General features: G+C 34.4%; 11 protein-coding genes. All 11 read left to right on the top strand.

Annotation, left to right across the window (positions count from 1 at the left end):
- Positions 1-43 precede the first annotated feature (43 nt).
- The 11 genes from IGI43_RS08510 (at position 44) to IGI43_RS08460 (ending at position 15474) form a co-directional block, all read left to right on the top strand.
- Positions 44-1357, top strand: a complete 1314-nt coding sequence (locus tag IGI43_RS08510; protein ID WP_438757385.1) for a metallophosphoesterase — start codon at positions 44-46, stop codon at positions 1355-1357.
- Between the two features lie 167 nt (positions 1358-1524).
- Positions 1525-1902 carry an OsmC family protein gene (locus IGI43_RS08505; RefSeq protein ID WP_438757384.1) on the top strand — a complete coding sequence of 126 codons (378 nt, stop codon included), beginning with the start codon at positions 1525-1527 and terminating at the stop codon, positions 1900-1902.
- A 69-nt stretch (positions 1903-1971) separates the two neighbouring features.
- The gene (locus IGI43_RS08500; protein ID WP_438757383.1) at positions 1972-3609 is read left to right on the top strand and encodes a peptide ABC transporter substrate-binding protein; all 1638 of its coding nucleotides are present in this window, start codon (positions 1972-1974) and stop codon (positions 3607-3609) included.
- A 247-nt stretch (positions 3610-3856) separates the two neighbouring features.
- A complete protein-coding gene (locus IGI43_RS08495) occupies positions 3857-5785 on the top strand; it encodes a heavy metal translocating P-type ATPase (RefSeq protein ID WP_438757382.1) in 1929 nt (642 codons plus the stop codon).
- Positions 5786-6822: 1037 nt separating this feature from the next.
- On the top strand, positions 6823-7941 hold the full coding sequence (locus IGI43_RS08490; RefSeq protein WP_438757381.1) for a hypothetical protein: 1119 nt from the start codon (positions 6823-6825) through the stop codon (positions 7939-7941).
- Positions 7942-7958: 17 nt separating this feature from the next.
- On the top strand, positions 7959-9719 hold the full coding sequence (locus IGI43_RS08485) for a glucosaminidase domain-containing protein (RefSeq protein ID WP_438757380.1): 1761 nt from the start codon (positions 7959-7961) through the stop codon (positions 9717-9719).
- A gap of 24 nt (positions 9720-9743) precedes the next feature.
- On the top strand, positions 9744-10985 hold the full coding sequence (locus IGI43_RS08480; RefSeq protein ID WP_438757379.1) for a hypothetical protein: 1242 nt from the start codon (positions 9744-9746) through the stop codon (positions 10983-10985).
- A gap of 436 nt (positions 10986-11421) precedes the next feature.
- Positions 11422-11988 carry a LysM peptidoglycan-binding domain-containing protein gene (locus IGI43_RS08475; RefSeq protein WP_438757378.1) on the top strand — a complete coding sequence of 189 codons (567 nt, stop codon included), beginning with the start codon at positions 11422-11424 and terminating at the stop codon, positions 11986-11988.
- 211 nt (positions 11989-12199) lie between these two features.
- The gene (locus IGI43_RS08470; RefSeq protein WP_438757377.1) at positions 12200-12409 is read left to right on the top strand and encodes a hypothetical protein; all 210 of its coding nucleotides are present in this window, start codon (positions 12200-12202) and stop codon (positions 12407-12409) included.
- 10 nt (positions 12410-12419) lie between these two features.
- The gene (locus IGI43_RS08465; RefSeq protein ID WP_438757375.1) at positions 12420-13211 is read left to right on the top strand and encodes an LssY C-terminal domain-containing protein; all 792 of its coding nucleotides are present in this window, start codon (positions 12420-12422) and stop codon (positions 13209-13211) included.
- Positions 13212-14382: 1171 nt separating this feature from the next.
- On the top strand, positions 14383-15474 hold the full coding sequence (locus IGI43_RS08460) for a tyrosine-type recombinase/integrase (RefSeq protein WP_438757374.1): 1092 nt from the start codon (positions 14383-14385) through the stop codon (positions 15472-15474).
- Positions 15475-15483 lie beyond the last annotated feature (9 nt).

Below are 15483 nucleotides of genomic sequence, written 5' to 3'. Positions count from 1 at the left end.
AGCATAAAATGAAATGGAACAATAGAGAATGGGGAATTAATAAATGAAGAAAAAAATCGGGTTTATTTTGTTCAGTATACTAGTAATAGTGTTGCTGATCATCTATTTTGGTAAGGGTAAAGGCCAGGTAGAAGAAACGCTATTTAAAAAAGAGGCTATTGAATTTTGGGTAATCAGTGATCCTCATTATATTGATAAAAGTTTAACGGATTCAGGTTCAGCTTTTAAAAAAATTAAAGAAACAGCAGCAGGCAAAGAACTGGATTATCAAAAAGAAAGCTTTCAAGCCTTTATCAACAAAGCCATTGAGAAAAAGCCTGATATGCTGATCATTACAGGTGACTTAACATTAAATGGTGAAAAAATCAGTGCAGAAAAATTGGCTGGATTATTAAAACAATTAACGAATAAAGGCATCAATGTTTTTGTGATTCCAGGAAACCACGATGTCAATGATGGCTGGGCTAGGAAATTTGTTGAGGATAAGCAAGAAAAAACAGAAGCCATTTCGATTGCTGACTTTAAAGAAATTTTTGCCGATTTTGGGTATGGCAATGCGACGAACTACGATAAAAATTCATTGAGTTATTCAGTAGCGGTTAATCAACAGTATAATTTTCTTTTCCTCGATTCCAACATTTATCCTGAAGACAAAGAACCTCGATCAAGACCTAACACAGGCGGAACGATTCGAGGAAAAACAATGAGATGGATCAAAACACAATTAGACATAGCGAAGCAAGAAAATAAAAAAACATTGGTTTTTATGCATCACAATATTTATGCACATAACAAACTATTATCAAGTGGATTTGTCCTTAATAATGCGGACGAATTCAAGCAAGTCTTGGCGGATTATCAAGTGCCGATTGTTTTTTCAGGCCATATTCACGCGCAAGATATCATGACCGAAACAATCAATAATCAAAAAATAACCGAAATCGTATCTAGCTCCTTTTCGATCGCTCCCCAAGGGTACGGTATAGTGAAACTAGACGGTGATTCATTTGATTACCAAAAAAAAGAAAACAACGCTGCCATTTCTAAAATAGAAAATTATCCGCAATATATCAAAGAACTGTTTATTGACGATGGGAAAAGACTCGGCTATTCTCAATTGATCGATGCTGGATTGTCAGATAGCGAAAAACTAGACACAGCAGCTGAATTTGTTGGACAAGTAAACTATCGCTTTTTCTCAGGTAATGATTTTATCACGGATGAAGAGGTGGCAAAAATCAAAGCAGAATCTGGCTATCAGATCATCGCTGAAAATAGTAAATTTTTAAAAGAATATATCGATTCGATCATTCAAGATAAAAATCAAGACGATAATCGGTTGAAAATACAATTTTGATTACATTATTACTAATAAAGTTTTCTGGATTCTAAGTGAATGTGGGAAGCTTTTTTATTGATAGCTTTTGGTTATCATACTAATGAATAAAGTATTATCCGTTTCGTGTATTTTGTACTATCATTGTAAAATAAAGAAAACGCTAAAATAATAAAGGAGCGAAAAACATGGAATTGATTTCAAGTGAAAAAGGATTTGAATTGGTGCATCAAAGTGGCAACTGGGTATTAAAAAAAGAGATTGGTTTTTCTCCAGTTGAATTGTTAGTTGCATCCATTAGTGCATGTGGAGCCTATGTTTATGAGAAAATATTGACTAACTCTAACATCGATTTCACGATTGAAAAGGTAGATATCTCATACGAGCGTGCAGAAGACAAACAAGCCAAACCGTTAAGTCGTGTTGCAATCACTTTTTCAATCAAAGTTTCTGAGGATGAACAAGGAAAAGCAGAACGAGCATTAAAATTGATAGGAAAAAATTGTCCCGTCATACAATCATTAGATCCAGAAATAGCTGTTGTTGAAGAGTTGATTTTTATTTAAAGGAATAGCTGTGATTAGATGTTATCTAAATTAATAAGCTAGTTTCGATAGAGAAATAGGAGGAACAAAATGAAAAAGTTCGCCATTAGCGCACTGGTGCTGTTATTTTTTATGGCCGGCTGTAATTCCGCTGAAAACACAGAGTCAAAGGAATCGAAAAAGGCAGTTGTTCATTTTACCGAGCCAGCAGAATTGCTAACGCTAGATACGACACAAGAAGAGGATTTTACTAGTTTTAATGCTCAAAATCAAGTTCTTGAAGGCCTTTACCAATTAAATGAAAAAGATGAAGCAGTCCCAGCTGTAGCGAAAGAATTGCCAGCAATCAGTGACGACAAAAAAACGTATACGATTTCTTTAAGAGAAAATGCAAAATGGTCAAATGGAGAACCCGTCACAGCAGACGACTTTCTTTATGCTTGGAGACGAGCAGTCACACCAGAAACGGCACCTTCTTACGCTAGTTTGTTTGTTTCTTCTATACAAAATGCGGAGGCCATTTATCAAGGGAAAATGAAGCCTGATCAATTAGGTGTAGAAGCGCCAGATGAACATACGCTAGTAATTCACTTGATTAAGCCAATCCCTTATTTTACATCGTTACTGACCTTTGAAACGTTTTTCCCGATCAACCAAGCATTCGCGGAAAAACAAGGTAGTAACTACGGAACTTCAAGTAAAACAACTCTATATAATGGACCGTTTATTCTAGAAGGTTGGGAACAAAATTCTGATACTTGGCAGTATGTGAAAAATCCAGAGTATTGGGATAAAAAGAATGTTACAGTCGATGAAATTCAAACGACCGTTGTAAAATCAACAAGTACAGCTGTTAATTTATATCAAACCGACGAACTAGATCGTGTTGTTTTAGATGGAGAATTCTCTAAACAATATAAAAACGATCCTGATTTTCAAAATCAAAATGACACAAAAATGGGCTATCTCCGTTTCAATCAAGATCAAGGTAAACTATTAGAAAATGTCAATTTACGAAAGGCGATCTCGTTGGCCATCGACAGAGAGATATTTGTAAAGAATGTCTTAGGAGACGGATCTATTGCAGCTGAAGGATTTGTTCCCCAAAATTTTGTTCAAAATCCCAAAACAGGCGAAGATTTTCGTAAAGAGAATGGTGTGCAGCAAACATTTGATAAAGACGCCGCACAAGAAGCTTATGCAAAAGCAAAAGAAGAACTGAATAAAGATGAGATCACATTGGTTTATCTGACAAAGGATACAGATACGGAGAAAAAGACAGCTGAATACTTAGCGAGTCAAATAGCTGAAGTACTTCCAGGTATCAATTTTGAAATTACTACATTGCCAAGTAATAACTTACAAGAACGTTATTTATCTGGAGATTATGACATTGCTTTTGGTCAATGGATGCCTGATTTCAAAGATGCCATTACATTTTTAGACATGTTTGCTTCCACTTCTGGCTTGAACCATGTCAACTATAAGAATCCATCATATGATCGCTTGATCCAAGCTGCATCTAGTACAGACGCTGCAGATGAAGAAAAAAGATGGACAGATCTCCTACAGGCAGAACAACTTTTATTAGCAGAAGATTACACGATTGCACCGATCTATCAACAACAAACGGCTTTATTGCAAAAGAAAAATATTCATGATGTCGTAAAACATAGTTTTGGTTCACCGTACAGTTTTAAATATATTAAAGTAGAAGAAATAAAATAACTAGAAGAGATTGGGACAGAAGCGTTTATTTCTGAAGGCATTACTTTTGCTCCCATCATTTATTTGGATTCCTTAAGGCTAGGATATAACTCGTAGAGTTGTATCTTAGCCTTATTTTTTGTAAAAAAATGTCTACTTTCACTTGACACATGATTGTTTGTTCATGTATTATAAACATAAGATATATGAATGGTTGTTCATTTAAAAAGTTTTTTCGGAAAAACAACCGTAAAGGAGGAAATATAAAATGGATACAACAAAAGTACATGACCACGATCACACAAGCTGTAGTGGACACAATCACGATCACGGCAAATCACCAGTTATCTTATATTTTATAGGTTTTGCTATTTTTATTAGTGCCTTTTTTTTAAACAAAGGTTCGTTAGGACAAAATATTCTTTTTACAAGTGCAATGTTATTATCAGGCTATCACATAATTTTAGAAGGTATTGTTGATACGATCAGTGAATCTAAAGAACAAAGAAAATTTGTTCCAAACGTCCATATTTTAATGACGTTGGCTGCATTTGGTGCAACGATCATTGGGAATTATGAAGAAGGCGCTTTGTTGATCCTTATTTTTGCAGCAGCCCATTTTCTTGAAGAATATGCAGAAGGCCGCAGTAAAAGAGAAATTACTAATTTACTGAAAATGAATCCAACAGAAGCTCGTTTGATCCAAGCTGATGGTAATGTGAAAATAGTTGATGTTGCTACATTGAAAATTGGGGATAAACTACAAGTGTTGAATGGAGATCAAATTGCAACCGATGGTATTATTCTGTCTGGGCAGACGTCGATCGATGAGTCCTCTATCAATGGTGAAAGTATCCCTAGAGAAAAAACAGTCGGTGATGAAGTATTTGGTAGTACCATCAATGGCAGTGGCACGTTTACAATGGAAGTGACAAAAGACACTAGTGACACAGTATTTGCGAAAATTCTTCAATTGGTCAATCAGTCGCAATCCAACTTGTCAAAAACAGCTACGAAGATTCAAAAACTAGAACCTTATTATGTGACGATCGTCTTGATTGTTGTGCCGATTTTTATCGCAGTGGGACCGTTTTTATTTAACTGGTCATGGGATGAGAGTTTTTATCGCGGCATGGTATTTTTGATTTCTGCCTCACCATGTGCACTGGCAGCTAGTGCTGTACCAGCAACCTTATCAGGAATTTCTAATTTAGCGAAAAGAGGTGTTTTATTTAAAGGTGGCTCTTATCTAGCCAACTTGGCAACGATTAAATCAGTTGCTTTTGATAAAACTGGCACGTTGACGAAAGGCAAACCATCCGTAACTGATTTTTATTTCTTAACAGATAAGGCACAATTAACGGAGCAAACGTGTATCGATTTAATTGTTGCGATGGAAAAAACAGCCAACCATCCTTTAGCTAATGCAATCTTAGCCAAATTTAACCCTACAATAGAATTGACACTAACGGTGGAAAACGAAATAGGTAAAGGGTTAGTGACAGAATATCTTGGAAATACCTATCAAATCGGTAAACCAGAAATGTTTAGTCAAGTTGATGCTCAAATCAATGCGCATAATGAACAATATGCAAAAGAAGGCAAAACGGTTGTTTATTTTGCTGAAAATAACGAAGTAATTGGGTTGATCGCTATGATGGATGTACCAAATGAAAATGCAAAAAATGTGATCAGCTATCTAAAATCACAAGGTATCCACACAACAATGATCACCGGAGATGCAGAATTAACAGGGCAAGCAGTGGGACGTCAAATCGGAATAGACGAAGTTGTTGGGAATGTCTTGCCGGAAAATAAAGCAGCAATCATCAAAGAACAACAACAGCGTTTTGGTAATGTAGCGATGCTAGGTGATGGCGTCAACGATGCTCCTGCTCTAGTAACGGCAGATATCGGTGTCGCAATGGGAGATGGAACGGACATCGCGATCGATGTAGCAGATGCTGTATTGATGCAAAATGATTTGACTAAATTCAGCTATGCACATAAGATTTCTAAGCGTTTGGATCGAGTTGTTTGGCAAAATATCATTTTTTCAATGTTTATCGTAGTTCTATTGATCACGTTGAATATTTTAGGGAAAATGGACATTACGATTGGTGTTATCGCACATGAAGGAAGTACATTACTAGTTATTTTGAACGGATTACGCTTATTGATTCCGTCAAAGCAATAGAAGTATAGGGTGGGACAGAATATTTCCGAACAGGTTGATTCTGTCCCACCGTTTATTTGTATTAAGGGGTGAAATAAAAATGGATTTTACGCTTGTTACACTCGCTATAGTAGCAATCTAGTTATAAAATAAATGTCAAATAACAACCCAAGTATTTTGCACTATCAAAAACTAATAATTGAATAGTAAAAAGCGTCGGAGTATAATTAGATTAGAAAATACGTTAGTAGATTGTGAACGAAACAGAGATTTTATGTGAAAAAATAATGAATAATAGAAGAGAATAATTAATTTTATTTTTTCACTGTACTTAAATTAATAACATGCATATTAAGATAAGTACCAATGGAAAAAAAGATTTTATCTACTTTTTTATTAAAAATAGAAAGATTAAAAAAGCGTGTGTTTTCATTTATTTTTTTTAAAATTCTATTTTATTCTAATTAGTCTTAGAGTTGGGAATTCGATAAAACTCAATGTTAATGCTATTTATAGCGAAAGAATGGAGAAGGATTAGTAATTTGAACTGCGTGACAGCGTATAATTCTAATATCTAAATTAGTTTCTTTTTTTTTATAAGAAATAAAATTCAATGCGTTTTGTATTCGTATTTTTATAATAAAAAAACATGATTTTCATTTACTATGGACGTTTTTTGTTGAAAAAAATACTGGAGTATGATTTTTAATTTCACAAAAGTAAAAATAAAGCGCTAATTCAGTTTGTTTGTTTGGCCTTTATCTGATAAAATAGAAAGAGGTAGGTCTGTTTTTGTAGGGTTTTAGAGAATCGTTTTTATCAGATTGAGGTAAGTAGTTGATTGTCATTAAAATATGATTAGTTAGATATACTATATTGATAACTATGGAAAACGATACTTTAAGAGTGAAGTTGATTATTTTTGCAAAAAAGATTACGGCACTTGTCACTATAGTTACATATATCAATTCACATAATGTACTTAGTATTTAAAATTAGCACGTTAAAAAATAATCAATAACAAGAGATATCCCATTTTTGTAGAAGGAAGTGAGCATATGCTAAAAATTTTTGGCAAAGGTAAAAAAAGAAAAAAATATGATGATTACGATGAATATGATGACGAAGATTACGACGACGATGAGTATGATGATGATGACGAATACGATGACGACGATGAGTATGACGATGATGACGAATACGATGACGACGATGAGTATGACGATGATGAAGATGAAGATGATGATGACGAATACGACGATGAAGATGACGACGATGAAGATTATGAAGATGACGACGATGAGTATGATGAAGATGAAGATGAACGTCCATTATTCTCGCTGAAAAAGAAAAAACAGTCACCAGCGTCTAAAAAACCTAAATCAAAGAAAAAAAGACCGCCAGTTCATGAAGTAATCGACGATGAAGAGTTAGAAGAACTTCAAGAAGAAATTGAACAACTTGAAAGTGAACTTCGAGAGCTAAAAACTGAACTACGTAAGAGTAAAAGAGAAAATTCTCAATTACAGAATGAAGTAGAAGCTGCACATCAAACAAACGAATCATTAGAAAACGAATTATCGATGGTGCAAGCTGTGCCAAAAGATTACGACGCTCGGATGGCAGAACTTGAACAAGTAAAAAGTAAATACAATAGTTTATTACGTGAAAGCAATCGTCAAATCGACGAAACAGACTTAAACCGAAAGAAAGCAGAGCGCTTTGCAAATAAAATCAGACAATACGAACAAGAGCTTTTGGCAAAACAAGAAGAAATCGATAAACTTTCAGAAGATCGTATCGTGATCATGGCTTCAGATACACCAACAGATACAGGGGCCTATGAAGAATTAGCAAAAGTTCGTCAAGAATTAGAAATGACGAAACGTCAACTTGCTCAAAAATCAATCGATATCGATCAACAGTTGTCTAAAGAAGACATTGGCGAAGTTTTATTGGATGCTAAAAGACAAGCAAAAGAAATCATAAACCAAGCAAATCAACGTGCGCAACTGATCAATGAAGAAACGAAGAAGAAAGCGAATGTCTTAAAACGCTTAGAACGCGCAGAACACGAATACCAAAACTACTACAAACGCATCAAAGATGTTAAGGAAGAATCAGAACAAGCATTCAACCAAATCATCAGCTTGGTGAAAGATGATCCATATGAATAAGAAAGGGAGGACACAGAGTGAAAAAAAGAAATCTAAACAGTAAAAAATTACGTTTATTGAGTGTAGGGTTGCTTACTTCAAGTGCTGTCCTTTCTGTTACCGATGTAAAACCAATAGTTGCTAAAGAAATTGATGATCAGGCAACTTCAAGTTCTGAAGAACATGAAGATGTAGCAGTTTTATCTTCAACTAAGGAACATGAATCAACAGAAAGTACAGTAGAAGAGACAGAGTCTAGTTCCTCTACCGAAAATAGCACAACTTCTTCAACGGAGGATTCGACTGAAGAAGTTAGTAGTGAGTCGTCCAGTGAATCAGATGACACTAGCTCCACAACGGATACATCAACAACGGATACAACGACAAATACGACAGATACAACATCAAATACGACGGATACAACAACTCCGCCAAAGCCAAAACCGAAGCCGAAGCCGAAGCCAACACCGAAGCCAAAGCCAACACCAACACCTAGCAAACCAAAACCGCCAGTTCAAGGGCCTGTCCAACAGCCGAGTGTTACAACTCCGCAAACAAACAGACCAAGTGTAGGTTCTACTGTTGGAACGGTCACTGGAAGCAATACGAATGGAAATTTGGCTAGTGGATCCGATCAGGTATTCCATATCAGTCCTAATTTGACAACGAAAAGTTTTGTTAAAGTAATTGGTGAGGATGCCCGCTCAATTGCTGGTGAGAATAACTTGTATGCATCTGTAATGATCGCACAAGCAATCTTAGAAAGTGCATCTGGTAACAGCGCACTAGCTTCTGCACCAAATTATAATTTGTTTGGTATCAAAGGTAGCTATGAAGGAGCAAGTGCTAATTTCCTAACGAGTGAAGATAATGGTTCTGGTGGTATGTTTACGGTTCGTTCCGATTTTAGAAAGTATCCATCTTACAAAGAATCTCTTGGCGATTATGTGAAGTTACTTCGTGGTGGAACTGATTCTAGTAGTGGCTTTTACAGTGGTACTTGGAAAAGTAACACAAAATCACATAAAGATGCGACGAAGTTTTTAACAGGGCGTTATGCGACAGATACAAGCTATAATTCAAAATTGAATGGTTTGATCGATGCGTATGATTTGACGCAATATGATACGTTAAAAGACAAGAAGAAGACAAAAAAAGCTAAAAAAATCACATTAAATACATCGTTTGATAAGTTAGAGAAGAAAAACGATCAAAAAGATGAAAATATCGAATACCTTACGCACATTGTGAAAAAAGGTGAATCACTTAAATCAATTAGCGACTTATACAATATTTCTACATTAGCTGTTTTGGAAAAAAATCAATTAGATCGACGTATGTTGTTCATTGGTCAAAAATTAAGTATTCCTAAACAAGAAGACAAAAGTACGACTGTAGTAAAAGAAGATGCTGTAGACCGTTCATTGGATATGGTTCAAAAAATATCCAATACATTTAATGATCAAGAAACCGGTCAATCCACCAACAAAAAAGAAGCAAAAATAGCATCCTCAACTAAAAAAGAAACAAGAGAAACAAGAGAAACAAAAGAAACAAAAGCGACGAAAGAAACAAACGATACAACAAGTAAAAAAGAAACAAAAGATTACCAAGTAAGTGCAACTCGCAAGAAAACAAAAGAAGTATATGAAGTGAAAAAAGGAGATACTTTAGCAAGTATTTCTAAAAAGACTGGTGTCTCTGTGTGGTCGTTAAAAGAGTGGAACGACTTAGAACAGTACTTTTTAACTGAAGGACAACAGCTTATCTTAGCGCCAGTTTATGACCTTGAATCGTAAAAAAAAGAAAGGAGAACGGTTTAAATGAATGATTATTTCGATGTGTTTTTTCATCAGCAAGCAATCCCATTAAACATGGGGACCGTTCTCTATCAAAAAGATAACACGGACAAAATCGTTGAGGCGTGTGAGACACTCTATGAACACTCAACAGGAGATTTTCTTACTTTTCGGGAGAATAATGAAGTTTCCCGAAAAGTTACTTCTTCGCCTATCAAAAAGCATGTGGAAATTCAGTTTTTTCAGGCTCAATTAAATTGGGATGTTTTATTAGAAGAATTGGAAGAACTTTTCCCGCAATTTGTATGGACAAAGATAGTTGAAGAAGTCGATGGTATTTTTAGTACATATTTCTGTGAATTGATCCCTGTATCTTTTGGTACAGAGGAAGAACCGATTCAATTCGTCGTTTCGACTAGCTTAGAACAGATGGGGTATTCAAAAGATGAATCTGTCAGCAATATCTTAGAGGCAAAACTTCTTTCGGTCTTTCAAGATGAAGAAGAGGTACCCTTTTCTGGTGAAACCCTTAGTTTTCCAGTAGAAGTATCTATAGGAAAAAATAGTGAAAAAAAGGCAGCTTTTACAGACTCATTATTAGATGAAGATGAAAGCGATGAAGAGCATGAGGACGAGGAAAGACTCGAAATTGAGCCAAGCGATGAAATTGAACTAATGGATTTAGCTCGCTCAGAAGAAAGTGAAGTCCTTTTCTTAAAAGAAAGTTTAAAGCGAGAGAAAGCGTCAAAGGAACGTGTGCGGGTAGCAAAAGAAAAATTGGAGTACGAGCTGCTCGCCATAGAAAACACCTTACTCGTTAGTGGCTTAAAACGATTTAAGAAGCATCAGAATACGTCGATTGATGAAGAAGACTGGTACAAACGTGTTCGTATTGATTTGATTCATTATGATGATCTTTATAAAAAAGCAAAATTTATTGAACAGTCTTGGCGGTTAAATCGACAATTGGTAACGACCACTGAAAAAATGACTGTAACCAAAGATCAATGGATCTATGAACGAGCACGTGTTGAAAAAATCAAGAACAGTGTATCAGAAATGGATTTACGTTCAATGATGGAACAATGTCATTTGATTAATGAACGAGTAAAAATTCGCCCAGGGTTCTTCTTCTTGAAACCTAGAGTAAAATTATATCAAATCGATTATGAACAATTAGAAAAAATTAGTGCATTCTTTGATATTATTCAAACCGAAAATCGACTGTTAGAATCAGTGATCGAACAAAAAGAACTTAATGCATAAGCTTCAATTAAGAAACAGAAACACTAGGAAACTAGATGTGTTTCTGTTTTTTTGTGTGGATAAATGAGAAAAAATGCCAGATATATAAACACTATTCTGTTGAAAATAAACAATTTTTTTTCAAAAAGATCAGTTATCAAAGGAAAAATTAGGTGGAAATTTTGTAACAATTCTACTTTTTTGTAATATTACAATTGTTATTAATATAGTTGGAAGAAAAATTTCAGAAAATATCATGATTTTTTTTACTCGCCAAATTAAGTACAAACATAGTGCGAACGCATGTTTCTTTGATCGTATTTTACAGACTGTTACGCAATGAAAATACTCGTAACGAATTGTCACTATATATTCACCTATGAAATATTTTTAGATGTTAAAGTATGCAAAGTCGATAAATAAACGACGAAAATATTTTTTACAAAGGAGAAACAACATGAAATCACTTAAAACGATTTTATTAGCAACAACTTTGACTGCAGGATTTGGAATTTTTATGGGAACAACTGACGCGCACGCTGATAGCTTATATACAGTAAAATCTGGTGATACATTATCTACTATCGCTCATCAATTTAACGGAGACGATAGCTTGATTGATTTAATTGCAAAAGACAACAATATTACGAATATAAATATGATTTTTGAGGGAGAAAAGCTAACGATCCGTACAGCTGAAGAAGCAGCTCAACAAGAAGTAAAAGCTACTCCTACACAAGAAGCGCCAGTACAAGCTGAAACGATTGTAGAAGAAACAACAGTTGCACCAACAACAGCTGCGACGACCTCTTCTGCAAAAGAGTGGATTGCACAAAAAGAATCTAGCGGTTCATACAGCGCAACAAATGGTAAGTATATCGGTAGATATCAGTTAGATGCTTCTTACTTAAATGGAGACTACTCTGAAGCAAATCAAGAAAGTGTAGCGGATAGCTACGTAGCGGGTCGTTATGGATCATGGGAAGCAGCGCAAGCGTTCTGGATGGCTAATGGCTGGTATTAAGAAAAAATAGACAAGCATCAATAAACTAGATATTTTTAAAAGAAGTTGGAACAGAAGCATTTATTCTGAGTCCTTAAGGCTAGGATATAACTCGTAGAGTTATGTTCTAGCCTTTTTTAATTTAACAATCTGAATAATAATAGAAGACTTTACCTGAGAAATGAGTATAATTTGTAGTAGAGGAACCTTATTCAAGAAAGGAGGAAGTGAAATGCCTAAATACTACAAAAACCTTAAAACAGGAGCAGTGATCACTTCAGCAGAATATCAAGAAAAAATCATGAATAATATGACAGAAACAAGCGCTGAGTTGGGAACGATGGGTGTGGGATCCTATAGTAATTTCGTCAATGATGTATTTGAAGGTGAACTAGACAATTACAGTCAGTATGTTCCGTATGATCCAGAACAAAAAGAGTAGGAGAAATTAAATGAAAAAGCAAACGTTACTGAACAGTATGTTTAGGGTATTTAGATTCATTTTTGTTATTATCTTAGGTTATTTAGTTTATACATCATTATTCTCAGAAATTTTAACAAGGAAAATCCACATTTTTCTTTATGTTTTTTTGTGGTTGTTTAGTTCCTACTTGATAATTCCTTTTATTAATAAATTCCTGACAGGACGCTATTTGCCAGACTACTTTATTGGTCGTTCTAGAACAAGTGATGGGTTACTTGGAGATCCTATCAATTTGGCTTTTACAGGCTCTAAAATTGAATTAGAAACACTTTTTTTAAGCTCTGGCTGGACGAAAGCTGAATCATTGTCATTACGCTCTAGTATACATATGGTCGCTGCAAGTGTATTTGGGAAGTCCTATCCCAGTGCGCCAGTCAGTTCCCTATTTTTGTTTAATAAGAAACAGGATATTGCGTTTGAAAAGGAAATCGAAAATAACCCAAGAAGAAGACATCATGTCCGCTTTTGGAAGACACCTGATAACTGGTATTTACCTGGAGGAAGAGAAGCAGATTGGCTGGGCGGTGCAACTTATGATAAAAAAGTTGGATTTTCATTTTTTACAGGCCAAGTCACACACAAAATCAATTCAGATGTTGATCAAGAACGAGATTTTGTTTTAGAATCGTTTAAACAATCGACTGAATCTGTTTCAATTGAACTAGTGGAACATTTTACAACTAGTTATCATGGTCGTAATGGCGGTGGGGACGAAATTTATACGGATGGTGCATTGCCTTTTATCAAAATGAGCAAATAAAAAAGTGGAAGAAAAGTGTAAGAATTTTTCTTCCACTTTTTGTATCGCTTTTATGTTCAAAATGATATTGATTTAAATATTATCTTAGTTATAAGGTAGAATGGAAAGTAAGTTGAAGACTAGGATCGATCTCATAGGAACAAACTGCTAATAAGTAATTTTCCATGGAAATTTTTTTCGTTATGAGGAAAAAATAAAAGGGAGTAAAAAAAAGTGATTGATAGCAAAATAAGAATAACTATAAAAAAATCAAATTGAAAAAGCACTTCTGTTAATTATTTTGCAGAAATGCTTGTTTTTTTTGAATAATATATAAAGTATGTAGTCAATATAGAAATAAACGGATGGGTATTAATAAAAAAATTTTGCTCGGTTGAAACAGAAAAGGGAACTGAAAAAAAGTATAGTTTTTTTTCTTTTTTAGTAGAAAAGCCAACATTAGTTGGAATATTTAGGTTGAATACTGTAACATTATAATCAATAACAGTTGTGATTATAAGATGCTTTTCGGTACAAGTTATTTTAGTTTAGCAGTTATGAATAAGCAACCAAAAAAAACGATAACAGTGGGTGATAAATGGAAAATAATTAGGTGAACTAACTGTTGGTTATAGAGGAATTAAAAAAGAAGCAGTAAAAACCTATTTATGAGATATAAGGAGTAGCGATTTAATCAAAAAAAACATAATGGAGAGAAAAATGAAAAAAGTGATGAATAGACATAACTAAATTAAATAGGTCTATTGTTAGAGAGAAATTTAGTGGGATTATTTCTTGTTCTTTGTAGGAACAAGAAATGAGAAAATGAAATTTTGATGAATAAAAAATGTTGATTTTATAAACAGACTTATTCACTCAACATATAGTATTGTACTATTTAAGTAGGTTCAATGTCAATAGGTGTTGGTGTAATTACTTTTATAAAAAAAAATCTTACTCTCTTGTGTTATTAAAAAACATTCATAATTTTATTCTGCTATAGACATAAGATCGGTTTATAAAAAAACATAAGCAGTTACTTTGATATTTTATGAATAAATAATTCTCCCCTGAAAATTGGGAATGCGTATAATTAGTTGGAAAAGTACTTAAAAATCAACGATTCAGTTCTTTCACTTCAACGCCGTCAAATACGCCGTCACAAATCGAAAAATGAGAGAGGAATTTTATTATGGCAAAAAGAGGAGAAAACATATATAAGAGAAAAGATGGTCGTTGGGAAGGTCGCTATATAAAGGAACGAAAAATAGATGGTAAAATTCATTATGGGTACATATATTCCAGAAAATATTTAGAGGTCAAACAGAAGCTAATGTTGTTAAAAGCCGATTCTCTAAGGGAACCCGAGTTTCACTCGACGTATACTGGAACGTTGGCTGAATGGCTAAACGTTTGGCTAGATACGATTGTTAAGCCCAAAGTTAAATTAAGTACTTATAATAGCTATAAAAGTAAAGTCCAATTGCACATTTTACCGAATATTGGAGAGATTCGTCTTCGTGAATTAATGCCGGCAGATATTGATCAGTGGATTTTACAATTGAGCTTGTCGTTATCATCAAGTTCTGTTCATGCGGTTCATCGTGTTTTGAAAAATGGATTAGCACAAGCTGTCCGACAAGATTTGTTAAAAAAAGATCCCACACTAAATATTGATTTACCTAAATTTGAAAAGCAAAGAATTCGTGCTTTTTCTATAGAACAACAAAAGAAGATCAAAGAAGCCGCTCGTTTAGACGAAAAATATTTACCCATTATTCTAGCGTTAGAAACAGGCATGCGAATAGGTGAAATCAGTGCGTTACGATGGAGCGATATCGATTTTTGTGAAAAAACAATCCATATTCAGCGAACGCTACAACGTTTACAGGTGGATGCAGGAAAAACAGCTCTTGTTGAAGGATCTCCAAAAACATTTCAATCTAAGCGGATATTACCTTTGTCAACCCAACTTGAAATCTATTTAAGCAAGATCAAACAACATTCAGCAAGTGTGTATGTTGTTGGTCTAGCAAATTCTTGCACAGAACCAAGAACCATTACGTATCGGTTTAAAAAACTTCTGGTACAACTTCAAATAACAGAACTACCCTTCCATGCGTTGCGGCATACATTTGCAACTCGTTGTTTAGAAATGGGTGTAAATATTGCTACAATAAGTTCAATGCTCGGACATACATCAACCAAAATGACGTTAGATGTCTACACAAATTCATTTATGAAAGATGAGCGGCAAGCGATTGAAAAAATTTCTATTATTTAACCTAATAAC

This window comes from Enterococcus sp. AZ126, assembly GCF_051714545.1.
Taxonomy (GTDB): domain Bacteria; phylum Bacillota; class Bacilli; order Lactobacillales; family Enterococcaceae; genus Enterococcus_L.
The sequence above is the reverse complement of the archived record's forward strand: the minus strand, read 5'-3'. Positions and strand labels throughout refer to the sequence as shown.

Excerpts from the sequence above, each read along its gene's own strand:
- IGI43_RS08510 (WP_438757385.1), top strand. The coding sequence starts at position 44 with ATGAAGAAAAAAATCGGGTTTATTTTGTTCAGTATACTAGTAATAGTG.
- IGI43_RS08505 (WP_438757384.1), top strand. The coding sequence starts at position 1,525 with ATGGAATTGATTTCAAGTGAAAAAGGATTTGAATTGGTGCATCAAAGT.
- IGI43_RS08500 (WP_438757383.1), top strand. The coding sequence starts at position 1,972 with ATGAAAAAGTTCGCCATTAGCGCACTGGTGCTGTTATTTTTTATGGCC.
- IGI43_RS08495 (WP_438757382.1), top strand. The coding sequence starts at position 3,857 with ATGGATACAACAAAAGTACATGACCACGATCACACAAGCTGTAGTGGA.
- IGI43_RS08490 (WP_438757381.1), top strand. The coding sequence starts at position 6,823 with ATGCTAAAAATTTTTGGCAAAGGTAAAAAAAGAAAAAAATATGATGAT.
- IGI43_RS08480 (WP_438757379.1), top strand. The coding sequence starts at position 9,744 with ATGAATGATTATTTCGATGTGTTTTTTCATCAGCAAGCAATCCCATTA.
- IGI43_RS08475 (WP_438757378.1), top strand. The coding sequence starts at position 11,422 with ATGAAATCACTTAAAACGATTTTATTAGCAACAACTTTGACTGCAGGA.
- IGI43_RS08470 (WP_438757377.1), top strand. The coding sequence starts at position 12,200 with ATGCCTAAATACTACAAAAACCTTAAAACAGGAGCAGTGATCACTTCA.
- IGI43_RS08465 (WP_438757375.1), top strand. The coding sequence starts at position 12,420 with ATGAAAAAGCAAACGTTACTGAACAGTATGTTTAGGGTATTTAGATTC.
- IGI43_RS08460 (WP_438757374.1), top strand. The coding sequence starts at position 14,383 with ATGGCAAAAAGAGGAGAAAACATATATAAGAGAAAAGATGGTCGTTGG.